The sequence below is a fragment of the Tsukamurella paurometabola genome, from assembly GCF_900631615.1.
GTDB classification, from domain to species: Bacteria; Actinomycetota; Actinomycetes; order Mycobacteriales; family Mycobacteriaceae; genus Tsukamurella; species Tsukamurella paurometabola_A.
On the sequence record NZ_LR131273.1, the window covers coordinates 2,393,706 to 2,415,657 of the forward strand.

Sequence of the window (21,952 nt, forward strand, 5' to 3'; positions counted from 1 at the left end):
GCGCAGTATATGCGCCATTTCGTACATCACCGCAGCGTTGGATGAACGACGGGTGAACGACGGTTAACCGCCGCTGGTCTCCTCCTCGGCGCCCGGCATCGCCGCGGCGCCGGTCTCCCACGGGTCGTCGAGCCAACCGTCGGGCAGCACGACCTTGCCGGGCGTGCCCTGCCGGCCGCGGGGACCCTCGGCGTCCTTGGGGAAGGGCACGTCGTGAGGCAACGTGTCGAGCAGTGCGCGCAGGTCGGCGAGGGTCTTGACCGTGGCGAGGCGCGTGCGCAGTTCGCCGCCGGCGGGGAAGCCGCGGAGGTACCAGGCGACGTGCTTGCGGATCTCCCGCATGCCCTTGTCCTCGCCGTGGTGCGCGGCCAGCAGCTCGCCGTGGCGGTACATGATGTCGGTGACCTCGCCGAGGTGCGGCGGCGTCGGCATCGGGGTGCCGTTGAGCGCGGCGGAGAGCTCCGAGAACAGCCACGGCCGGCCCAGACAGCCGCGGCCCACGACGACGCCGTCGCAGCCGGTGCGCTCCATCATCGTCACGGCGTCCTCCGCGGCGAAGATGTCGCCGTTGCCCAGCACGGGAACGGTGTCGCCGAAGTGGTGGTGCACATGCTCCTTGAGCCGGGTGATCTCGTCCCAGTCGGCCTGGCCCGAGTAGCGCTGCGCGGCCGTGCGGGCGTGCAGCGCGACGGCGACCGCGCCCTGTTCGGCGGCGATCCGGCCGGCGTCGAGGTGGGTGTGGTGCTCGTCGTCGATGCCCACGCGGAACTTCACGGTGACGGGGATCTCCGGGGCGCCCGCGGGGGAGCCGTCGGCGATGCCGCGGACAGCGGCGTCGACGATGCTCGCGAACAGGTTGCGCTTGTAGGGCAGCGCGGAACCGCCGCCGCGGCGGGTGACCTTGGGGACGGGGCAGCCGAAGTTCATGTCGAGGTGGTCGGCGAGGCCCTCCTCGGCGATCATCCGGGCGGCCTCGTAGGTCCACTTCGCGTCGACGGTGTACAGCTGCAGGCTGCGCGGGTCCTCGTCGGGGGCGAAGGTGGTCATGTGCATCGTGACCGGGTGCCGCTCGACGAGCGCGCGGGCGGTGACCATCTCGCACACGTACAGCCCGGCGACGGTGCCCGACCGCTCCCGTTCCAGCTCGCGGCACAGGCTGCGGAAGGCCACGTTGGTGACGCCCGCCATCGGCGCGAGCACGACGGGGGAGTCCAGCTCGAACCGGCCGATGCGCAGTTTGGGCTGCGTCGTGGCTGTGGTCATCGATTCTCTCCCGTGCTCGTGCGGCGTCTCGCCGCCCTCCATGATCGCGGCCCTGTCGTGCCAGGGCAAACCCGCACCCGCGCACGTACCGCGCCGGTGCGCACGCGGCGCGTGCGCATAGTCGCGCCCGGTACGCGGAACGGTCCGCGGACGCGGCGCGTGGGCGGAACGACGGAACCCGCCGTGCCCGGAGGGCGCAGCGGGTTCCGTGTGCGTCGGGTGCCTAGACGGCCAGGCCGGCCTTCTCGCGCTTCGCGGCCTCGCGGGCCAGGGAGCGGTCGCGCATCTCCTCGAACTTCACGGCGGCGGCTTCGAGTTCGTCGAGGAAGGTGGCGAGCTCCTCGCGGGTCTTCTCGCCCTCGGGGCCGAAGTCGGTGCGCTCGAAGATCTTCCACTTGCGCAGGACGGGCATGACGACCTCGTCCTTGTGCTGGCGCAGGTCGTAGATGCCGTGCTTGGCCATGAGGACGCCGTTGCGGCGGAAGTCGGGCATGCCGGCGCCGGGCATCTCGAAGTGCTTGATGGTGTCGGTGATCGAGCGGATGGCCTGGTCGGGGACCAGGTCGAGGCCGGCGGCGGAGATGTTGCGGTAGAAGATCATGTGCAGGTTCTCGTCGGCGGCGATGCGCTGGAGCATCTTGTCGGCGATCGGATCCGCGCAGACCTTGCCGGTGTTGCGGTGGCTGACGCGGGTGGCGAGCTCCTGGAAGGTCACGTACGCCACCGAGTGGAGCATCGTCATCTTCTCTTCGGTGTGCGCCGCCACCTTGCCCTGCGGGTCCCAGCCGTTGGTCATGTGGATCATGCGGGCCTGCTCGAGCTTGACCGGGTCGACGCCGCGGGTGACGACGAGGTAGTCGCGCATGGCGATGCCGTGGCGGTTCTCCTCGGCGGTCCAGCGGCCGACCCAGTGGCCCCAGGCGTCGTCCATGGAGAAGTTGGCGGCGATCTCCCGGTGGTAGGTGGGGAGGTTGTCCTCGGTGAGGAGGTTGGTGATCATGGCGGCCTTGGCCACGTCGTCGAGCTGGCTCTCCTCGGGGTCGTAGTCCGACCCGCCGAGTGCGGCGTAGTTCTTGCCGTCCGACCAGGGGATGTAGTCGTGGGGGTTCCAGTCCTTCGTCATCGAGAGATGGCGGTTGACGTTGTCCTCGGCGACACCGGAGAGCTCCTTCAGAAGCTCCAGCTGGGTCAGTTGGCGGGTCGACATCATTCCTCTTTCGACGTTTGGATCAGTTCCAGATTATCCCGAAAGTCTACGCACTTCGGACCGCGGACTCAACGTCCGCTGCGGAAAGTGACGCTTTCGAGTATGGCGCGCACCCTCGTCCATCGCCGCAGGCCCCGGGAACGTTACACCGTGGCGAGGGTCACAGGATCCAGCCGAGTTCGCGCGCCCGCACCGCCGCCTCGTACCGGTTCGCGGTGCCCAGCTTCGCCATCGCCGAGGACAGGTAGTTCCGCGTGGTGCCCGCGCTCAGGTGCGCGCGTTTCGCGATCTCGTCGACCGAGGCCCCGTCGACCGCGAACTCCAGCACGTCGGCCTCACGCGCGGTGAGCGGGGAGTCGCCGGCGCTGATCGCCTCCGCCGCGAGTTCGGGATCGACGTACCGGCCGCCGTCGTGGACGGTGCGGATGACCTGCGCCAACGTGGCGGCGGGCGCCGTCTTCGGCAGGAATCCGCGGACCCCGGTGGCGAGGGCGCGCTTGAGGTACCCGGGGCGGCCGTGGCTGGTGACGATGAGCGTGGCGGCACCGGGCGTGCGCCGCAGCAGCTCCGCTGCGGTGTCGATCCCGTCGGGTCCGGGCATCTGCAGGTCGATCACCGCGACCGCGGGCGCGCGACCCTCCGCCGCGCGGCGCTCCCAGAGGGCGATCAGCTCGGTGCCGGAGGCCGCCTCCGCGGCCACCGTGATGTCCGGCTCGAGGTCGAGCAGGGCGGCGACGGCCGTGCGGATCAGGTGCTCGTCGTCGGCGATCATCACCTCGATCGACGTTGCGTCCGTCATGCCGCCTCCCAGGTCGCGGTGAGGACGAACTCGTCGCCGTCGTGGGCGGCGTCGAGGTCCGCGCCCACGGCCCGGAGCCGCGCGCGCAGCCCGTCGATGCCCGACGGTGCGCCCTCGCCCCCGGAGCGTACGCGCGCACCGTCGTTGCGCAGGACCATGCCCGACGGGCGCAGCGTGAGCACGGCCTGCGACGCCGCCGAGTGTTTGACGATGTTGGTGGTGCCCTCGCGGACGACCCAGGCGGCGGCCTCGTGCAACGCCGGCGGGACGTCCTCCGGCGCGCCGATCATGCGGAGCGTGCAGCCCGCGGCGGAGAGGAGGGAGCGGGCGCCGGCCAGCTCGGTGGCGAGGTCGATGCCGCGGTAGCCGCGGACCAGGGCGCGGGCGTCCTCCATCGAGGAGACCGCGAGGGCCTTCACCTCGTCCATCTCGCCCGCGGCGCGGTCCACGGCTCCGGCCCGGGCGAGCGTGGCGGCCAGTTCGCTCTTGACGGAGATGGCGGAGAACGCCCGGCCCACGACGTCGTGCAGGTCGCGGGAGAAGCGCAGCCGCTCCTCCGCGACCTCGAGCTCGGCGGCGAGCCGCTTGCCGTTCTCCAGTTCGGTGAGGATCTGCATGCCCCACACGGTGCTGCGCGAGGTCCACATGAAGGCCGCCCCCACCGCGAGCAGCAGCAGGCCGATCGGCAGGGCCTCGGGCCCGCGCGCGAGGGCAGGGGTGAGGATCGCGACCGGTACCAGGACGAGCCAGCGGCGCCGCAGGAACGGGATGACGCCCGCGGACGCCATGAGGAAGACCATCGAGGCCGTGACCGCGGCCTCCCGCTCGTCGACCGCGCCGCCCACCCGGGCGGCGGCGACGGCGGCCACCCAGACCGCGGTGATGCCGCAGACCGCGAACCGCCAGGCCAGTCGGCGCTGCCGTTCGGTGGCACGGATCGCCAGGTCGGGTTGCGCCTCGATCCCCGCGACGGCAGCCAGCCCGGCGAGGATGATGAGGACCGTCGGCCAGGTGCGGGCTCCGCTGATCAGGAGCGCCGCGACGACCCCCACCATGACGCTCTGCAGGACGAGCCGGGTGTAGAGCCGGTACCGCTCCACCCCCGGCATGGCGCGCCACCACGCCACCGCCCGGCGCACGGGCGCGGGGATCAACCGCGTCCGTGCCGGCGGCTCCACCGCCGCGGCGGGGCCGGCGTCGGCCGTCACCCGCGATCGTCCCAGCGGAACCACTTCCTCGCCAGAATCAGAGCGATCACGGTCCATACCGCCAGTGTGACAAGCGGGCGGCCCGTCTCGCCGAAGGTGGCGCCGAAGCCGAGGGGCGCGGCGTCCTCCGCGGCACCGGGGGCGATCCCCGCCTGGCCGAGCCGGATGAGGTCGGAGATCGCCGCGAACGGCGTCCAGTCGGCGAGCAGCGCGAGCCGGTCCGGGAGGATCTGGCGGATGTTCGCCATGCCGACCATGGACAGCACCATCACCGGCATGGACGTGATCTGCGCTGCCTCGGCGTTCTTGGTCATCGCGCTGGTCGCGAGGGCCAGCAGGGTGAAGATCACGAGGCCCGCGGCGAGGGCGAAGAGCATGAGCAGGGCGTTCACGGGCAGGGGGCCGCCGGACCCGTACACCGCGCCGGCGACGATCACCGCGCCGAGCAGGGTGAGGGCGATACCCGGCACCGCGGGGGCGGTGAGGATCTGCAGGTCCGAGGACTCGCCCGTGCGCAGCCGCTTGAGCACGCCCTCGGAGCGCCGGGTCGTGACCATCGACAGCACCGAGTAGTACTGCACGAACAGCAGCGCGAACACGGCGAACATCTCCATCGTGATCGCCACGCCCAGCGGCTTCGGCGCAGCGTCGCCCCGGGCGAGGAAGAACAGGAGCAGCGGTGTCCCGATGGGGAAGACGGTGCCCATGAACAGCAGCGTCTTGTTGCGCCGGAACTGCAGGAACTCGGCGTGCGCGAGGGCGCGCAGGGGGTGCCGGCCGTACCCGACGGTGGGCGCGGCCGCGGGGGCGGCGGTGTCGGCGGTCATGCGGGGGCTCCGATCGGATCGGCGGGGGTCTCGTCCGTGCTCGCGACGGTGAGGAAGACGGACTCGAGGGAGGGATGCCGGGCCTGCAGCCCGGACAGGGCGAGGCCGCGGTCGGCGGCCCAGTCGAGCAGCGCGTGCAGATCGTCCTGCAGGCGATGGGTGCGCAGCGCGACGCGGCCGGCACCGTCGGCCCCGGCGGTCCAGTCGCCCGTGAGCGCGGGCAGGGGGACGCCGGGATCGTCGAAGGCGATCTCGGCGGGGTGCCCGCCGACGATCTCGCGGAGCGTGCCCAGCCGGGCGATCTCGCCGCGGTGCATGATCGCGATGCGATCGGCGAGCGCCTCGGCCTCATCGAGGTAGTGCGTGGTGAGGACCATCGTGACGCCGTCGCGCTTGAGCTCATCGAGCAGGCGCCACGTGGACCGACGGCTCTCGGGGTCGAGGCCCGTCGTCGGCTCGTCGAGGAACAGCAGGCGCGGCTGCCCGATCAGGGCGCACGCCAGGTCGACGCGACGCTGCTCGCCACCGGAGAGGGCGCGTACCCGCACGTCGGCCCGCTCGCGCAGGTTCACCCGGTCGAGGACGGCGTCGGCGGTCGTGGGATTGCTGCAGGTGCCGCGCCACATCTCGAGCGTCTCGCGCACCGTCAGCTCGGCGGGCAGCCCGCCGGACTGCAGCATGATGCCGCAGAGCGGGCGGACCCGGCCCCGGTCCGCGTGCGGGTCGAGACCGAAGACGGCGAGCTCCCCGGCGCTGGGCTGGGCGAGGCCCTCGAGCAGGTCGAGCGTCGAGGTCTTCCCGGCGCCGTTGGTGCCGAGCAGCGCGAAGACCTCGCCGGGGTGCACCGTCAGGTCGATGCCGCGGACGGCCTCGAAGGCGCTCGCGCCGGTGCCGTAGGTGCGGCGCAGGCCGGTGGCCGCGATGACGGGGTCGGCGGTGGGATCGACCGGGGCGCTCATCGACGGTCCCACTTCCGCATGCCGAGCACCCAGCGGATCGCGAGGTGCAGCGCGGCGAGTCCGGCGAGGATCGACGCGAGGAGGACCGGTGGCTGCACGAGCACCACGACGAGGGCGATGAGGAGCACCGTCGTGACGACGACGGCGCCCTCGCGGGCCCGGGTCGGGGCCGGCCCGAGCCGGCAGGAGTCGACGAAGAGGTCGTGCAGTCCTCCGGTCGACGGTGCCGCGGTCGGATGGTCGGGGCGGTGGGCGGTGTGGAGATCGTTGGCGTTCATGTGATCCAGCGTCGCCGCGATCCGGGCGCCGCAGTAGTGCGCGCAGTCAGGGGTTTTCCGCCGGGCGTCATCGATGCGCCGTGACATCTGTCATGTCGGCGGACGGCGTCGGCCCCGTGCGATCACGAATTCGTTACCGAATCTTTTCCCGGTTTTCGTCCGCAGGACGGGGAAGTACAGCACGCTACGGCAGTGACCGCCACGACCGAACGGGTGGAGCCATCACCCAAGACGGGGCTGGCCGCCAACCTGGTGCCCAAGGACAATCTGCTGTTCCTGTTGTTCGTGGTGCCCAATCTGGCGTTGCTGGCCGTCTTCACGTACCGACCGCTGATCGACAACGTCCGGCTGAGCTTCCAGGAGTGGTCGCTCGCCGGCGTGGATCCGGCGAAGTGGATCGGGCTGGACAACTACCGCGAGTTCTTCACCAAGGCGGAGAGCTGGCAGGTCGTCACCGTCACACTGATCTTCACCGTGAGCGCGGTGGTCTTCTCGATGGTGCTGGGCCTGGCCCTGGCCATGCTGCTGGACCAGAACCTGAAGGGTCGCAACCTGGTCCGGTCCGCGGTGTTCGCCCCGTTCGTGATCTCCGGTGCGGCGATCGGCGCGGCCTTCTACTTCGTCTTCAACCCGCAGTTCGGCGCGGCCGCGTCGATCCTGGCGTGGTTCGGCATCGAAAGCCCGGACTTCTACCAGGATCCCGCGTGGGCCCTGTTCCTGGTGACCTTCACCTACATCTGGAAGAACCTGGGCTACACCTTCGTCATCTACCTCGCTGCGCTGCAGGGCCTCAACAAGGACCTCGACGAGGCCGCCGCGATCGACGGGACGCCCGCGTGGCGCAAGTTCTGGCGCGTCACGCTGCCGCAACTGCGGCCGGCCACGTACTTCCTGTCGATCACCGTGCTGCTCAACAGCCTCCAGGTCTTCGACATCATCAACATCATGTTCCCCGCCGGCGGGCCGCAGGGCGGCACCACGACGATGGTCTTCGACATCTATTGGCAGACCTTCCGGAACCAGCGCGCCGGTTACGGCGCCACCATCGCCACGATCATGTTCCTCGTGCTCCTGATCGTGACCGTGGTGCAGGTGCGGATGATGGACCGGGGGGACGACAAGTGAGCGGATCGCCCACGGGCAACACCGGAATGAAGGTGCTCGGCTACCTCGGCATGCTCGGCACGCTGCTGCTCGTCGCCGTGCCCGTGTACTTCATCGTGATCACCTCGTTCAAGGACCGGCCGGACATCTTCGTCTCGCCCGCGACGTGGTGGCCGCCGTCCTGGTACCCGGAGAACTACAGCTATGTGACGCAGGAGATCCCGTACTGGCAGTACCTGCGGAACTCGGCGATCATCACCCTCGTCACCGGCGGCATCAAGTTCGTGCTCGGCGTGAGCACCGCCTACGCGCTGGTCTTCCTGCGCTTCCCGTTCAAGAAGGTGATCTTCCTCGTGGTGATCGCGGCGCTCATGGTGCCCAACCAGATCACGGTGATCTCGAACTACGCGCTCATGGCGGACTACCGCAACACCTTCGTCGGCATCATCCTGCCGCTCGCGGGCGTCGCCTTCGGCACCTTCCTCATGCGCAACCACTTCCTCTCGCTGCCCAAGGAGATCGTGGAGGCGGCGCGCATGGACGGCGCGGGCCACCTGCGGCTGCTGTTCCGGGTGATCCTGCCCGTCTCGATCCCGACGATGGTGGCCTTCGCGGTCATCACCCTGGTGAACGAGTGGAACGAATACCTCTGGCCGTTCCTGATGTCGGACAACGCCGCTGTGGCACCGCTGCCCGTCGGCCTCACCCTCTTGCAGAACACCGAGCAGGGGGTGAACTGGGGGCCGGTCATGGCGGCCACCCTGCTCACGGCGCTGCCGATGCTCATCGTCTTCCTGATCCTGCAGCGGCAGATGATCAAGGGCCTCACCTCCGGCGCCGTCAAGGGCTGACCGGGACCACCACAGAAGAAACACCAAGGGAGAAACTCATGGGCGACTTCACACGGCGCGGATTCCTCGTCACCGGCCTCGCGGCGACCGCGGCGGTGGCGGCGGCGTGCGCGGGCTCGGGTTCGGGCGGCGGCTCGTCGAACTCGGGCGGCGGCGGGGGCGGCGGCGACATCACGCTGCGCTTCCTGTCGAACCACCCGGGCAGCTCCAAGGCCACCGAGCAGGCGCTGATCGACGAGTTCCAGAAGGCCAACCCCGGCATCAAGGTGGAGCTGCTCGACGGCGGCAAGAACTACGAGCAGGTGGCGCAGAAGTTCCAGACCTCGCTGACCGGCGGCGAGAAGGCCGACATCGTCGTCGTCTCGGACGTCACCTGGTTCAACTTCGCGCTCAACAAGCAGATCGCGCCGCTCGACGACCTCTTCGCGGGCGCGGGCCTCAAGCCCGAGGAGTACGTCGACTCCCTGCTCGCCGACACGACGTTCGACGGCAAGCACTACGCGGTGCCGTTCGCCCGCTCGACGCCGCTGTTCTACTACAACAAGGACGTGTGGAAGAAGGCGGGCCTCGAGGACCGCGGCCCCAAGGACTGGGACGAGTTCGCGCAGTGGGCGCCCCGCATCCAGGAGGCGATCGGCGGCGACAAGAAGGCCATCGTCATCGCCGACGGCGAGAACTACATCGACTGGGTCTTCGAGGGCTGGAACTGGTCCAAGGGCGGCGCCTACTCCGACGGCTGGGACCTGAAGTTCACCAGCCCCGAGACGATCGCCGCGGTGAACCAGCTCAAGGACGTGATCGGCAAGTGGGGCCGCCTGGTCACCACGCCCGAGAACGACTTCGGCGCCGGCCTGGCGGCCGTCACCCTGCAGTCCACGGGCTCGCTCAAGACGATCACCACCACCGCCAAGTTCGAGCTGGGCACCGCATTCCTGCCCGGTCCGGCGGGCAAGTCGTGCCCCACCGGCGGCGCGGGTGTCGCGGTCGCCGAGGGCATCTCGGCGGAGCGTAAGGCCGCCGCGGTGAAGTTCATCGAGTTCCTCACCAATACCGCGAACACCTCGAAGTTCTCGCAGGCGACCGGCTACATGCCGGTGCGCAAGGCCGCGGTCGACGAGCCGTCGATGAAGGCCTTCATCGAGAAGAACCCGAACTTCGGCACCGCCGTCAAGCAGCTGCCGCTCACCCGCAGCCAGGACAACGCCCGCGTCTTCGTGCCCGGCGGTGGCGAGGACATCGGCCGCGCGCTGCAGCAGATCGCGACGGGCGGTGATGCGGCGGCCGTGCTCGGCGCCCTGCAGAAGACCATCCAGGGCAAGATCGATTCGCAGATCAAGCCCAAGCTGCCGAAGTAGTCCGCGCGCAGTCGGTTTCGTAGGAACTAGGAGTCAAGGAAGACCATGGCAACGGTGCGTTTCGACGGTGCGTCCGTCCAGTACCCGGGCGCCGAGCGGCCCTCGGTCAGCTCGCTCGACCTGGACATCGCCGACGGCGAGTTCGTCGTGCTGGTCGGCCCGTCGGGCTGCGGGAAGTCGACGAGCCTGCGGGCCCTGGCCGGGCTCGAGGCGGTCACCGAGGGCCGGATCCTCATCGACGACGTGGACGTCACGGCGGTCTCGCCGAAGAAGCGCGACGTGGCCATGGTCTTCCAGAACTACGCGCTCTACCCGAACATGACGGTGGCGCAGAACATGGGCTTCGCGCTGCGCAACGCCGGTGTCTCCAAAGAGGACACGGCGAAGCAGGTGGCCGAGGCCGCGGCGATGCTGGAGTTGGAGCCGCTGCTCGACCGCAAGCCCGCACGCCTCTCGGGCGGGCAGCGCCAGCGCGTCGCGATGGGCCGCGCCATCGTGCGTCACCCCAAGGTCTTCGCGATGGACGAGCCGCTGTCGAACCTCGATGCGCGGCTGCGCGTCTCGACCCGCTCACAGATCTCCGCGCTGCAGCGGCGGCTCGGCGTCACCACCCTCTACGTGACGCACGACCAGGTGGAGGCGATGACCATGGGCGACCGGGTCGCGGTGCTCAAGGACGGCCTGCTGCAACAGGTCGCGCCGCCGCGCGAGCTCTACGACGATCCGGTCAACACCTTCGTCGCGGGCTTCCTCGGATCGCCCGGCATGAACCTGCTCACGGTGCCGCGGACCGACGCGGGCGCCGACGTCGCGGGCGCGACGGTGCCGGTGCCGCGCACCGTGGACTCCGGTGCGACGGTGACTGTCGGCCTCCGGCCCGAGGGGCTCGAGATCGTCCCCACCGGCACGCCGGGCGCGGCGAAGGGCACCGTCGCGCTGGTGGAGGAGCTGGGCGCCGAGGCGCTCGTCTACGTGAGCGTCGAGGGGCAGGACAAGCCCGTGGTGGCCCGTGCCGACCGGGCGACGTCGCTGCGGGCCGGTGAGGAGACGGGGCTGGTCCCGGCGCCGGAGCAGGCGCTGTTCTTCCACGCGGAGTCGGGCGACCGGCTCCGCTGACCACGGCCGGTGCCGGTCGGGGCCCTTGACAAACCAAGTTCTGAGAGTCACTCTCAAATTAGATTGACTCTCTACTTGGAGGTGGCGTCATGCCGCAGAACCGGAACCGTGCGCGATCGCCGTGGGCGGCGCTCACGGTGCTCGCGCTCGCGATGCTCGTGATCGGCCTCGACACGATGGTCCTCACGGTCGCACTGCCGTCGCTCGCGCGGGAGCTCGGCGCATCCACCACGGCGCTGCAATGGATCACCACCGCGTACCCGCTCGCGCTGGGCGCGTTGATGATTCCGATGGGCGCTCTCGGCGACCGCATCGGCCGGGTCCGCGTGCTGAGCCTCGCGCTCCTCGGTTTCGGTGCGGCATCGGCCCTGTGCGCGTTCGCGGGATCGACGGAGCTGCTGGTCGCCGGGCGAGTGCTGCTCGGCGTGTGCGCCGCCGCGGCCATGCCGCTGTCGATGGGCGTGCTCCCCACGCTGTTCCCGGACAAGGCCGCCCGGGAGCGCGCCATGGGCGTCTGGATGGCCTCCTCCGCCGCCGGGATGCCCCTCGGGCCGATCCTGGGAGGGGTACTCCTGCAGCACTTCTGGTGGGGCTCGGTGTTCCTGATCAACGTGCCGATCGCGGTCGTCGCGGCGGTGGCGGTACACCGGATGATCCCCGAGTCCAAGGCCGAACGCCCCGCCGGTCTCGATGTCATCGGGGTCGTGACCTGCGTCGCCGGCTTCGGAGCACTGGTCTGGGCGTTCACCGAGGCCGGTGCGTCGGGGTGGACGTCCGGACGTTTCCTGGTACTCCTGGGCGTCGCCGTGGCGGCGCTGGCCCTGTTCGGGTGGCGGGAGCTGACCGCCGAACGTCCGCTGGTGCGGCTGACCCTGCTGCGGCGGAAGGGCTTCCTCGCCGGCACCGTCCTGGCGTCCGCGACGATGCTGCTCCTCGCGAGCTCGGTGTTCCAGCTCGCGCAGGTCTTCTCCGTGCTGTTCCAGGCGGATTCGCTGGGAATCGGGCTCCGGCTACTGCCCGTGATCGCGGGCCTGATCGTGGGCGCCCGCGGTGGCCCGGTGCTGGTCCGCCGATTCGGACGGCGAGCGGTGGCCGCCGGCTCGATCGGCCTGCTCGCGCTCACCTTCGCCGTCCAGGCGGCGTTCCCGGAGGGGCCGCTCGCCGTCTACACCGTGACGACGGTGCTGCTCGGCCTCGGGCTCGGCGGGGTGATGCCGCTCGTGATGTCGCTGGCGATGGGCGACCTCGACGCCGACGACGCGGGTGCGGGCTCGGCGCTCATGCAGTCGATCCGGCAGATCTCCTCGGCGCTCGGTGTCGCCGTCTTCGGGTCGGTGGTCACCGCCGCCTACGGGGAGCGTCTCGGCGTCGTCGGGCTGCCGGGGCCGCTGGAGCGGCTCGCCCGGGACAACCCCGTCGTGGGCGTTCCCGCGGTGCGTGCGGCGGACCCCGGCGCGATCGACGGGGTGCTGGCGGCGTACGCGCACGGGCTCGCCGTGGGCGCCGTCGTCGGCCTCGTGCTGTCCGTCGTGGTGTTGGCGCTGTGCCGCCTGATTCCGGCAGAATCGGGGGATGAGCGAGACGAGGCGGAACGCGGTGCCGCAGCAGCTCGGCCTGCGTGAGCGCAAGAAGCTCAAGACCCGCCTCACACTGCGCCGGGTGGCCTACGACCTCTTCCGCGAGCAGGGCTTCGAGGCGACCACCGTCGCGCAGATCGCGGCGGCGGCGGAGGTATCGCCGGCCACCTTCTTCCGGTACTTCGCGACCAAGGAGGCGCTGATCCTCGAGGACGACTACGACGCGATCCTGCTCGCGAACGTCCCGCCGATCGATCCCACCGAGAACCTGCCCGCACAGATCCTGCGGGGCGGTGCCGATCAGTTCGAGGCGCTCGACCCCGAGACCCGCGCGACGGAGGTCGAACGCGGCCGGCTGCTCTATTCCTCGCCCGCGCTGCGCGCGGCGCAGGCGCGCGACCTCGAGGCCACGATGGCGGCGATGGAGGACGCCATCATCGAGCGGGCGACCGGCCCCATCGACCGGCTCTCCGTGCGCGCCGCGGTCGGTGCCGTGGTGGGGGCGATCACCGCGCTCGCTCGCGACGATCCGTCGACGGTGGCGGTGATGCCGGAGTCCATGCGAGCCGTCGCGGACCTGTTCGAGGCCGGGCTGCCCGTCTCGCCGACCGCGGAGGCAGGGCGATGGGGTGCGCTGCGGGACGGTCTCGCAGGAACCGCCGGCGATCCGCCGTCGCCCGGTGCAGGCTGAGCATCGTCTCGACGGCGCTGTCCCAGGTGTACTGTTCGGCGCACGCCCGGGCGGCGGCGCGGTGATCGCCGCCGAGCACCGCGCGCACCGCCGCCGCGAACGCCGCGCCCGTGTCCGCGGCCGGCAGCCCGCAATCCGCCCGCGTCACGTCGGCGAGGGCGCTGCTGCGCGACACCACGATCGGCGTGCCGGATGCGAGGGCCTCCATCGCGCTGAGGCCGAAGGTCTCGTGCGGGCCGGGGCAGATCGCGACGTCCGCCGCCGCGAGCAGATCGGCCAGGTCGTCGCGGTCCGTGACGTGACCGGTGAACGTGACCGGGAGACCGCGCGCCTGGCGGCGCAGCTCGTCCGCCATCGCACCGTCGCCCGCGACGACGAGGCGGGCCCGCACACCGTCGGCCACGAGGGCCCGGACCACCTCGATCCCGCGCCCGGGGTGCTTCTCCATCGACAGCCGGCAGGACTGCACGAGGAGGACGTCGGCGGGACGCTCCTGCGGCCCGCCCGCTCCGCTCCCGGCCCCGGTGGCCCAGCGCCGACGCGCCTGCGCCGTGGCGCGGTCCGGGCGGAAGGTCGCCAGGTCCACCCCCAGGGGGACCGTCTCGACGTTCGGCGCGTGGACGCGGGCGAATTCCTCACCGGCGAACGCCGTGGTGCACACGACGGTGTCGTAACTGCGGGCCGTCCCGAGGTTCGCCACGTCGGCGGCCCACGTCGCCAGGCCCGACGGTGCGCCCAGCTCGATCATCCGGTCCAGGCGCTCGTGGCTGATCATGATCGACCCGATGCCGTGCGCCTTCGCCCAGGGGCCCATGCCGCGCAGCGTGAGCCGGTCGGAGACCTCGAGGCTGTGGGCGCCGAGGGTCGGGAGCAGGCGACGGATCAGCACCGGGCTCGCCGCCCGGTAGCCCTCCACCCGGAAGAACTTGCGGCCGGGCACGGTGATGCGGCGGACACCCGAGTCGAGCACCTCGTCGTCGTGCGCGCGGCCCGCGACCACGAGCGTGACGGCGTGCCCGCGGGCGACGTAGCCGGCGCCCAGCTGGTCGACGGCGGTGCGCAGGCCGCCGGAGCGGGGCCCGTAGAAGTTCGCCAGCTGGACGATGTGCATCGGCTGCATGCCGCCAGCGTGCATGGGAGGACGGACGGCGGGGTGAACGAGCGGGGGCGGTTCGGCGAACTGTGTGAACTCGTCGGTCGGTGGGAGCACAATCGCGGCATGACCGTACGCCTGAACCCCTACATCAGCTTCTCCGACAACGCCCGCGAGGCACTCGAGTTCTACCGGGACGTCTTCGGTGGCGAGCTCGAGATCTCCACCTTCGAGGGCATGCCGCCCGAGATGGGCGTCGACCCGTCCGAGGTCACCAAGGTGATGCACGGCCAGCTCACCACACCGGACGGCTTCACCCTCATGTGCGCCGACACCCCGGCGGGGATGCCGCGGAACGTCGGGGACGACGTCTCCGTGTCCCTGTCGGGCGACGACCTGGCCAAGCTCACCGGCTGGTGGGAGAAGCTCTCCGCGAGCGGCTCCGTCACCGTCCCGTTCGTGCAGGCACCGTGGGGCGACACCTTCGGCATGTGCGTCGACGGCTTCGGCGTGCACTGGATGGTCAACGCCGCGGCCTCCTGATCCCGCCCTGCGGGCGGATGCGCCGGTCGGGCGGTTAGACTGACCGGCGCTAGGGCCTCTAGCTCAATTGGCAGAGCTCCGGACTTTTAATCCGTTGGTTGTGGGTTCGAGTCCCACGGGGCCCACCCTTGTGTCTCCTCCCCGCCGCCGCGGCGTTGCTGTCGAGCCGCGTCGGCCACCGGGACCGAGCGGGCGAGCGCAGGACAGCACCGAGCGAGGGGGTCGAACTGGCCGCAGATGCCACGGAACCGCACGGCGCCCCGTCGCGCCGCTCGCCGGGCCGCACGATCCGTCGAACCGTCCGTCGCGGTTGGACGGTGCTGACCGACGCGCACGCCTGGGCGAACGCCGGTCGCTCGGAGTTCGCGTTCGCCACGCAGTCCGTCGGGCGGGAGGGCGGGCACACCATGTTCGGGATCGTCGTCGCCGGGCTGGCCTTCTCGATGGTGCCCCTCGGCATCGTCATGCAGTTCAATCCGGTCGGGCCCGAGGGCACGGTGGCCCACGTCGTGCACTTCGTCGCCAATTCCGCCGGGGTGGCGCTCGGCGCCTGGTGGCTCGTTCGCCCGTGGCCGAGCCTGCGCGGGGCGATCGGCTTCCTCGTCCTCTCCGACATCGTCATCGGCGTCACACTGTCGATGCTGAGCGCCCCGGAAGCACGCATCTGCGGCACGATCCACCTGGCCATGCTCGGCATGTACGCCGCGTTCCTCCTCGGGTGGCGGATCCTCCTCCTGCACTGCGCGTACACCCTCCTGTTGATCGCGGCGTTCACCCAGCACGCGATCCTGGTGGAGGGGCGCACCCAGATGGACCTGTTCATCTACACGGCGCCCGCGATCTCGACGGTCGTGGGCCTGCCGCTGGTGATCCAGGTGTTCGTCGAGATGGGACGTCGCGCGATGACCCGGATCGTGGACGAGTGGCACATGGACGACCTGACCGGGGTGTACAACCGGCGCGGCATGAATCTCGCGGTGATGCGTGTGATCTCGGAGGCTTCCGTGCCCGCCGTCCACGTCGTCGGGATGATCGACATGGACGGTTTCAAGAGGTTCAACGACACGCGCGGTCACTTCGCCGGCGACGAGCTGCTGCGGAACGTCGCGCGGACGCTGGAGGGGCTGGGCGACGATGTTCTCGTCGCGCGCAACGGCGGCGATGAGTTCGCCGTCTTCGCGGTCCGCCGCACGGTCTCGGACGCGGAGCATCTGGTGGGGGACCTGCGCGCTCTCATCGCGACCCGCGAGGACCGGTCGGTGGGACTCGTCGCGAGCGCGGGCGTCGTCATCGCCGACGCATCCGCGAACGCCTCGTTCGAGGAGCTCGCGGCCACGGCGGACACGGCGCTGTACGAGGCGAAAGGGTCCAGCGATACCGCGGTCGTCGTGGTGGGCCGCGCCCCGGCGGTCGGGCGATGAGCCCCGGCGCCGGGACCGGGCCGGGCGATGCGAAGGCGGGAGTCGAAGTCCTCGGCTTCACCACCCTCGGCGAGTGGGAGTCCTGGCTGGAGGAACACCACGGGACCGCGCGCGAGGCGTGGCTGCGGATCGCGCGGCGCAACTCGGCGGTCCCGGGGCTGACGATCGAGGACGCCCTCGACGGCGCGCTCTGTTTCGGCTGGATCGACGGGCAGCGGAAGTCGAACGATGCCGATTCGTTCCTGCAGCGGTACTCGCCGCGCCGCAGCACCAGTGCGTGGTCGCGGATCAACGTGGAGAAGTTCGAGACCCTCGCGGCTGCCGGCCGCGTGCGGCCGGCGGGATACGCGCAGCGCGACGCCGCGCGAGCGGACGGTCGGTGGGACGCCGCCTACGAATCGCAGCGGACCGCCGAAACCCCGCCGGACCTCGCCGCGGCACTGGCCGAGAACCCCGGCGCCGCGGCGGCCTTCGCGGCCATGAGCCGGTCCGACCGGTACGCCGTGATCCTCCCGCTGCTCAAGGCCCGGACGCCGCAGCGGCGCGCGGAACTGATCGTGCGGGCGGTCGCCGACCTCCACGCCTCAGGAATTCCAGTTCAGGACGCGTAGACCTGCGCTGGAGCACCTGCACGTCCGCAGAACTCGACATCGTGAGGCACGGGCCGCCGCCTACGGCGTGGACGCGCCCTCGGCGACCGCGCGGAAGCGGTCCAGGTACAGCGGCCACCCGTTCGCGCCGCCGATGCCGGCGGACGCCTGCTCCCAGCCCTCGCCGTGGCGGTCGAGGTGACGGTGGTCGATCTCGACGCGGGTGCGCGCCGGTGTCTCGGCGACGAACCGGATCTCCACCTCGCTGGTCCGTGCGGGGTCGGTCTCGATCCGCCACTGCGGGCTGATGTCCCAGCTGATCGTCAGCGCGTGCGGCGGGTCGCAGGCGAGGACGCGCGCCCAGGTGCAGACCGACCCGTCCGTCCCCACGTCGTAGACGGTGCCGCCCACGTAAGGCTCGAGCACGGTCCGCTCGATGGGCGCGGTGAGCATGTTGTGTTCGCGTGGCTTGATCTCGTCGAAGCGCTCGGTGAAAACGCGATACGCGAAGTCGACCGGCACGTCGACGGTGATGGCGACGTGCAGGGCGGTGCTGTCGGGCGAGGTGGTGCTCATGACGGTGGGTTCCCTTCTTCGGCGTAGGCCCGTTCGGCCAGGTGCTTGAACGTGGTCAGCGTCTGCGTCCAGTAGCCCTCGAGCTCCCGGCGCATCGCGGCCAGCCCGTCGGGACGCGGACGGTAGACGCGCTCGCGTCCCTGCTTGCGGACGTCGACCAACTGCGCGTCGAGGAGGACGCGCAGGTGCTGCGAGACGGCGGGCCGGCTGACCGGGAGGTCCCGCGCGATCTCGGTGACCGAACAGGGCCCCGCGGCGACGCGGGCGAAGACCGTTCGCCGGGTGGGGTCGGCGAGGGCGGACCAGGGGTCGGCTGCGACGGACACAATACGTAAGTTACTGCTTACGCATCATGCTGTCAACGGGTCAGAGGGGAGACAGCGCGAACCGGCCCCACGCGAGGAACGCGAACGCGGCGATGAACACCACGTCACCGGCCAGGTACGCCCACTCGCTGCGACGCAACCGCGTGGTGGCGGCGCCCGACATGAACAGCGCGAGCCCGCACGCGGCCAGGGGGGTGAGCACCGTCGCGATGCCGCTGACCGCCGGCAGGATCAGCCCGAGCGCGCCGGTCAGCTTGATCGCGCCGATCGCCTTCAGCTGGCCGTCGCCGAAGTCGTCGACCCAGTGCTGGTTCGCCCCCAGCGCCCGGTACCGATCGCGGGGGAGTGTGAGCAGGGCCAGGCCGCCGGCGGTGAAGCCGAGGGCCAGGACGGTGGTGATGATCCACAGTGCGGTGTTCATGGCGGTGTCCTTTCGTTACCTTCGCCCGTGCGGGCTCGTCACAGGTCTGACGGATCACCGCGACGAAAGGTAACGACGATGGATCGCACGACGCGTACGGAGCAGTTCGAGCAGCACAGGCCGCGCCTGATCGCGGTGGCCACGCGTGCCCTCGGGTCCCGGGCGGACGCCGAGGACGCGGTCCAGGAGGCCTGGCTGCGGCTCGACCGGTACGACGGTGCGCCGATCGCGAACCTGGGGGGATGGCTCACGCGAGTGGTCGGACGCATCTGCATCGACGTCCTGCGGTCCCGTACCGCGCACCCCGAGACGGACTTCGACGACGCCGATCCGGTGGTGACCGAGGGCGACGGGCCCGAGGACGTCGCGGTCGCCGCGGACACCGTCGGGCTGGCGCTACTGGTGGTCCTCGATTCCCTGGGGCCCGAGGAACGTCTCGCGTTCGTCCTGCACGACCTGTTCGCGGTGCCGTTCGCCGAGGTCGGCGCCATCGTCGGTCGATCGCCCGATGCCGCGAAGATGGCGGCGAGCCGAGCCCGCCGCCGGGTGCAGGGCGGGCCCCGGCCGATGGTGGAGCGACGGGAACAACGGGCGGTCGTCGACGCCTTCCTCGCCGCGGCGAGGCGCGGCGACTTCGAGGCGCTGCTGGCGGTGCTCGACCCCGACCTCACCTGGACCCGGCGTACTCCCCGCGGCGAGGTGGTCACGATCGGCGCGAATGCGGTGCTCGAGGCCGTGCGGCGGGGTGATCCGAGCCGGATCGAGGCGCGTCGCGTCAGTGTGAACGGGGCGCCCGGCATCCTGGCCTGGGGGCCCACGGGGAAGCCGGTGGCGCTCATGGCGTGCACGGTGGTCGGCGGACGGATCGTCGACGTGGTCTCCATCGTCGACCCGGCGCGCCTGGCCCGGATGGACCTGCCTTCGCGGTGACCGCGGAGTTCAGGTGCTGTTCACCGGAGCAGTGCGTTCGGGGCCGATTTCCACCCTGTGACCTGGCGATTTGGGAACTGGGTGGAATGTGCCATAAGCTATCCCAGCTCCCAACGGAACACGGAAGCGGTGCGGAGAGCGGCTTCGAGTCGCCCGATGCGAGCCCCCTTCGTTTAGTGGCCTAGGACGCCGCCCTTTCAAGGCGGTAGCGCGGGTTCGAATCCCGTAGGGGGTACGTCGCAAGACGAAAAATTGCATATGGCCCTGTGGCGCAGTTGGTTAGCGCGCCGCCCTGTCACGGCGGAGGTCGCGGGTTCGAGTCCCGTCAGGGTCGCCATCCGAGTTCGAGGAACTCGGCGGTGACGGTACAGCCGGCACCGGACGGCCAGGTAGCTCAGTTGGTACGAGCGTCCGCCTGAAAAGCGGAAGGTCGCCGGTTCGATCCCGGCCCTGGCCACAAGATGAACCACCTGGTAACAGGTGGTTCTTCTGCTTTCTGGAGCGATGTCGGTCCCCCGTTCGGCCCCCAGGGCGTGCGGCGGTCGGGTGAGTAGTTGCCCCTGGTCGGCACGCGCGCTGCTACGGATCCGCCTGCGGATTCGGCGGGCCATGATCGACGTATGAGGGAGAATCTGAGCGGCTACGCCGCAGGAGGCCCGGTCGGGCAGCCGGTTCCACCGTGGTATCCGGCCCCGAGGCCGCCGGCGGCGCCGTACACGCCGACGCGGTGGCCGACGTGGCGCATCGTCGACATGATCGCGACGATCGTGCTGTTCACGCTCTACGGCGTCGCCCTGCTCGGACTCCTGTACTTCAGCGTCTTCTGGGTGATGGCGACGGACTCGTGCGGCGCGAGCGACTGCGACTACGACAAGCTCTCCGCCGCCTACGTGCTCAACGATCTCGTCGGTGGCGTCGTCTTCCTCGTGACGCTCGTCGTCGCCGTCGTGCTCCTGGTGCGGCGAACGCCGGCGTTCTGGCTCCCGCTCCTGGGTGGAGCCGTTCAGGTAGGGCTGTTCCTCGCGGCGATGCATCAACTCAGCGGCGTCAGCCCGGCGTAGGCGCCTGCCGATGCGGGCGGTACCGCACGCCGACGACGCCGTTGCTGAACGCGAGCGAGCCGAGCAGCTCGAGCCGCGGGAGCTCGTGCCCCTCGGGGAACAGTCCTCGCCCCCGCCCCTGCACCGCGGGGTAGACGAACAGGCGGAACTCGTCCACCAATCCGGCGGCGATCAGCGCGTGGCACAGCGCGATGCTGCCGGTGGCCACGATGTCGCCGCCGGGGCGCTCCTTGAGGGCGGCGACCTCGGCGATCGGGTCCCCGCTCAGGACGACGGAGTTCCGCCATCCCGGATCGGTGAGGTTCGTGCTCACCACGTACTTCGCGACGGTGTTCAGCTGGTCGGTGATCCCGGTGGCGTCGTCGGTCTGTTCGGGCCAGTACCCCCGGAAGTCCTCGAAGGTCCGCCGGCCGAGCAGCACGGCGTCGCAGGTCGCGTCCTGGCGATGCACCTCGGCGAGCAGGTCGGGCGTCTGGTCCGTGGGGTCGAACCAGTCTCCGAGCATCTCCACCCGCCCGTCCAGGGTGATGTTCTGCGTGATCGCGAGCGTCCGCATGGTCGTCTCCTCTCCGGGCGCCGCCGCGTGCGGCACCTATGAATGGAGACTCCGCCGGCGCCCGGAACTCATCGGTCAGTCGAACCCGACCTCCAGCTCGTCCGCGCGGGGCAGCGATTGGCAGGCGAGGCGGACGCCGTTGCCGAGCTCGTAGTCGTCCAGGGTGTCGTTGACCAGCATGTGTACCTCGCCGCGGCGCAGCGTGAAGGCGCAGCCGCCGCAGTTGCCCTCGCGGCACACGTAGGGCGCGTCGAGGCCCCGGTCCAGGAGCGCGTCGAGCAGTACCTGGTCGCGGGGCCAGGCGAGGACGGTGCTCTCGCCGTTCAGGTCGACGGTGACGGTCGCGGCACCCTCCGACGGCGCCCGGCCGCCGGACGGGGCGGGCGCGCCGGGCAGGCCGGCGAAGGGGTCGCCGGTGAGAGAGGAGAAGGCCTCGCGGTGGATGCGCGCACCGTCGATCCCGGCTGCGGCGGCGGCCGCGGCCGCGTTGTCCATGAACGCGGCCGGGCCGCAGAGGTACGCCGACGTCGCCCCGGTCGGGGTGGGCAGCAGTGCGGCGAGCGACGCGGCGTCGGGCAGGCCGCGCTCGGACTCGAGCCAGTGGATCACCTGCAGCCGGTCACCATGGGCGTCGGCGAGGCCGGTGAGCGCGGCCTCGAAGATGATCGCGTCGCGGTCGCGATTCGCGTACACGAGGTCCACCGGCGCGGCGGACTCCGCGAGGGCTGCGCGGAGGATGGAGATCACCGGCGTGATGCCGCTGCCGGCGGCGAACAACACGAGCCGGTCGGGGGCGTCGCGCACGGTGAATCGCCCGCCGGGCGGCAGGGAATCGAGGATCATCCCGGGCTTCGCGTTGTCGCACAACCAGTTCGAGGCGTAGCCACCGACGGTGCGCTTGACGGTGACCTGCAGGTGCTCGTCGAGACCGGGGGTGCTGGAGAGCGAGTAGCAGCGCGGCGCCCAGCTGGTGCCGTCCTCCGGTGTGCCCGGCACCCGCACCGTCAGGAACTGCCCGGGTCGGTAGTCGAAGCGATTCCCGGCGGGGCGCGCGAAGACCAGGGAGACCGCGTCGCGGGTCTCCTCGATCACGTCGATGACCTCGAGCGGATGCGACTGCGCGGCGGTCGGTGAATCCACGATCTCTGCTCCTTCGTCGGGAACCCGGACGCTACCGCGCAAACTGTGCCATTGACAAAT

At 70.8% G+C, this 21,952-nt stretch carries 23 protein-coding genes, 4 tRNA genes and 1 pseudogene; 15 read left to right on the forward strand and 13 right to left on the reverse strand.

Annotated elements, in window-relative coordinates; genetic code table 11:
* Positions 1–63: 63 nt before the first annotated feature.
* The 7 genes from dusB to ELY19_RS11890 all read right to left on the reverse strand — a co-directional run bounded on the left by dusB (position 64) and on the right by ELY19_RS11890 (position 6,541).
* Positions 64–1,263: a tRNA dihydrouridine synthase DusB gene (dusB, locus tag ELY19_RS11860; RefSeq protein ID WP_126196381.1), complete on the reverse strand. Its 1,200-nt coding sequence runs from the start codon at positions 1,261–1,263 to the stop codon at positions 64–66.
* 223 nt (positions 1,264–1,486) lie between these two features.
* Positions 1,487–2,473, reverse strand: coding sequence for an acyl-ACP desaturase (locus ELY19_RS11865; RefSeq protein ID WP_126196382.1), 987 nt, complete (start codon positions 2,471–2,473; stop codon positions 1,487–1,489).
* Between the two features lie 157 nt (positions 2,474–2,630).
* The gene (locus ELY19_RS11870) at positions 2,631–3,269 is read right to left on the reverse strand and encodes a response regulator transcription factor (RefSeq protein WP_126196383.1); all 639 of its coding nucleotides are present in this window, start codon (positions 3,267–3,269) and stop codon (positions 2,631–2,633) included.
* Complete coding sequence (locus ELY19_RS11875; RefSeq protein WP_227966775.1) at positions 3,266–4,477, reverse strand: sensor histidine kinase; 1,212 nt, start codon at positions 4,475–4,477, stop codon at positions 3,266–3,268. Before ELY19_RS11875 ends, ELY19_RS11870 begins: the two co-directional genes overlap by 4 nt.
* Positions 4,474–5,304, reverse strand: coding sequence for an ABC transporter permease (locus tag ELY19_RS11880; protein WP_126196384.1), 831 nt, complete (start codon positions 5,302–5,304; stop codon positions 4,474–4,476). Before ELY19_RS11880 ends, ELY19_RS11875 begins: the two co-directional genes overlap by 4 nt.
* Positions 5,301–6,263: an ABC transporter ATP-binding protein gene (locus ELY19_RS11885; RefSeq protein ID WP_126196385.1), complete on the reverse strand. Its 963-nt coding sequence runs from the start codon at positions 6,261–6,263 to the stop codon at positions 5,301–5,303. The genes ELY19_RS11880 and ELY19_RS11885 overlap by 4 nt, the downstream gene beginning before the upstream one ends.
* Complete coding sequence (locus ELY19_RS11890) at positions 6,260–6,541, reverse strand: hypothetical protein (RefSeq protein ID WP_126196386.1); 282 nt, start codon at positions 6,539–6,541, stop codon at positions 6,260–6,262. Before ELY19_RS11890 ends, ELY19_RS11885 begins: the two co-directional genes overlap by 4 nt.
* Positions 6,542–6,733: 192 nt before the next feature.
* Here ELY19_RS11890 and ELY19_RS11895 point away from each other — a divergent pair, with 192 nt between their 5' ends.
* The 6 genes and pseudogenes from ELY19_RS11895 to ELY19_RS11920 form a co-directional block, all read left to right on the forward strand.
* Positions 6,734–7,666: a carbohydrate ABC transporter permease gene (locus tag ELY19_RS11895; protein WP_126196387.1), complete on the forward strand. Its 933-nt coding sequence runs from the start codon at positions 6,734–6,736 to the stop codon at positions 7,664–7,666.
* Between the two features lie 26 nt (positions 7,667–7,692).
* Entirely contained in the window at positions 7,693–8,496 is an 804-nt protein-coding gene (locus ELY19_RS11900; RefSeq protein ID WP_227967319.1) for a carbohydrate ABC transporter permease, read from the forward strand.
* A gap of 38 nt (positions 8,497–8,534) precedes the next feature.
* Complete coding sequence (locus ELY19_RS11905) at positions 8,535–9,851, forward strand: ABC transporter substrate-binding protein (protein ID WP_126196389.1); 1,317 nt, start codon at positions 8,535–8,537, stop codon at positions 9,849–9,851.
* A 45-nt stretch (positions 9,852–9,896) separates the two neighbouring features.
* The gene (locus ELY19_RS11910; protein WP_126196390.1) at positions 9,897–10,967 is read left to right on the forward strand and encodes an ABC transporter ATP-binding protein; all 1,071 of its coding nucleotides are present in this window, start codon (positions 9,897–9,899) and stop codon (positions 10,965–10,967) included.
* An 89-nt stretch (positions 10,968–11,056) separates the two neighbouring features.
* Positions 11,057–12,589: an MFS transporter gene (locus ELY19_RS11915; RefSeq protein ID WP_126196391.1), complete on the forward strand. Its 1,533-nt coding sequence runs from the start codon at positions 11,057–11,059 to the stop codon at positions 12,587–12,589.
* Positions 12,540–13,070 (forward strand): annotated as a pseudogene (locus ELY19_RS11920) (TetR family transcriptional regulator); the annotation flags it as partial. The gene ELY19_RS11915 and the pseudogene ELY19_RS11920, both read left to right, overlap by 50 nt.
* On the opposite strand, the gene ELY19_RS23815 reads toward ELY19_RS11920, so the two are convergent.
* Entirely contained in the window at positions 13,051–14,346 is a 1,296-nt protein-coding gene (locus tag ELY19_RS23815) for a glycosyltransferase (RefSeq protein ID WP_126198814.1), read from the reverse strand. The pseudogene ELY19_RS11920 and the gene ELY19_RS23815 sit on opposite strands and share 20 nt — an antisense overlap.
* Positions 14,347–14,454: 108 nt before the next feature.
* Between ELY19_RS23815 and ELY19_RS11930 the strand changes: the two genes are divergently transcribed.
* The 4 genes from ELY19_RS11930 (at position 14,455) to ELY19_RS11945 (ending at position 16,903) form a co-directional block, all read left to right on the forward strand.
* Entirely contained in the window at positions 14,455–14,871 is a 417-nt protein-coding gene (locus tag ELY19_RS11930) for a VOC family protein (RefSeq protein WP_126196393.1), read from the forward strand.
* A gap of 52 nt (positions 14,872–14,923) precedes the next feature.
* Positions 14,924–14,996: transfer RNA gene (locus ELY19_RS11935), tRNA-Lys, on the forward strand.
* A gap of 3 nt (positions 14,997–14,999) precedes the next feature.
* Positions 15,000–16,292, forward strand: coding sequence for a GGDEF domain-containing protein (locus ELY19_RS11940; RefSeq protein ID WP_126196394.1), 1,293 nt, complete (start codon positions 15,000–15,002; stop codon positions 16,290–16,292).
* The gene (locus tag ELY19_RS11945) at positions 16,289–16,903 is read left to right on the forward strand and encodes a YdeI/OmpD-associated family protein (protein ID WP_126196395.1); all 615 of its coding nucleotides are present in this window, start codon (positions 16,289–16,291) and stop codon (positions 16,901–16,903) included. Before ELY19_RS11940 ends, ELY19_RS11945 begins: the two co-directional genes overlap by 4 nt.
* A 60-nt stretch (positions 16,904–16,963) precedes the next feature.
* On the opposite strand, the gene ELY19_RS11950 is transcribed toward ELY19_RS11945, so the two are convergent.
* Genes ELY19_RS11950 through ELY19_RS11960 form a run of 3 tightly spaced genes read right to left on the reverse strand, consistent with a single transcriptional unit; the run spans position 16,964 to position 18,205 of the window.
* Positions 16,964–17,458, reverse strand: a complete 495-nt coding sequence (locus tag ELY19_RS11950) for an SRPBCC family protein (RefSeq protein ID WP_126196396.1) — start codon at positions 17,456–17,458, stop codon at positions 16,964–16,966.
* A complete protein-coding gene (locus ELY19_RS11955; RefSeq protein ID WP_126196397.1) occupies positions 17,455–17,784 on the reverse strand; it encodes an ArsR/SmtB family transcription factor in 330 nt (109 codons plus the stop codon). The genes ELY19_RS11950 and ELY19_RS11955 overlap by 4 nt, the downstream gene beginning before the upstream one ends.
* 40 nt (positions 17,785–17,824) lie before the next feature.
* Entirely contained in the window at positions 17,825–18,205 is a 381-nt protein-coding gene (locus ELY19_RS11960) for a DoxX family protein (RefSeq protein ID WP_126196398.1), read from the reverse strand.
* Between the two features lie 78 nt (positions 18,206–18,283).
* Here ELY19_RS11960 and ELY19_RS11965 point away from each other — a divergent pair, with 78 nt between their 5' ends.
* The 5 genes from ELY19_RS11965 to ELY19_RS11985 all read left to right on the forward strand — a co-directional run bounded on the left by ELY19_RS11965 (position 18,284) and on the right by ELY19_RS11985 (position 20,196).
* On the forward strand, positions 18,284–19,135 hold the full coding sequence (locus ELY19_RS11965; RefSeq protein ID WP_126196399.1) for a sigma-70 family RNA polymerase sigma factor: 852 nt from the start codon (positions 18,284–18,286) through the stop codon (positions 19,133–19,135).
* Positions 19,136–19,297: 162 nt separating this feature from the next.
* A tRNA-Glu gene (locus ELY19_RS11970) sits at positions 19,298–19,370 on the forward strand.
* A gap of 25 nt (positions 19,371–19,395) precedes the next feature.
* Positions 19,396–19,472, forward strand: a tRNA-Asp gene (locus ELY19_RS11975).
* Positions 19,473–19,518: 46 nt separating this feature from the next.
* Positions 19,519–19,592, forward strand: a tRNA-Phe gene (locus ELY19_RS11980).
* Between the two features lie 163 nt (positions 19,593–19,755).
* Positions 19,756–20,196, forward strand: a complete 441-nt coding sequence (locus ELY19_RS11985; protein ID WP_126196400.1) for a DUF6264 family protein — start codon at positions 19,756–19,758, stop codon at positions 20,194–20,196.
* Here the strand turns inward: ELY19_RS11985 and ELY19_RS11990 are convergent.
* Both ELY19_RS11990 and ELY19_RS11995 read right to left on the reverse strand, forming a co-directional pair.
* Positions 20,183–20,752, reverse strand: coding sequence for a dihydrofolate reductase family protein (locus ELY19_RS11990; RefSeq protein ID WP_126196401.1), 570 nt, complete (start codon positions 20,750–20,752; stop codon positions 20,183–20,185). The genes ELY19_RS11985 and ELY19_RS11990 overlap by 14 nt on opposite strands.
* Positions 20,753–20,827: 75 nt before the next feature.
* Positions 20,828–21,892, reverse strand: coding sequence for a ferredoxin--NADP reductase (locus ELY19_RS11995; RefSeq protein WP_126196402.1), 1,065 nt, complete (start codon positions 21,890–21,892; stop codon positions 20,828–20,830).
* Positions 21,893–21,952: the final 60 nt, after the last annotated feature.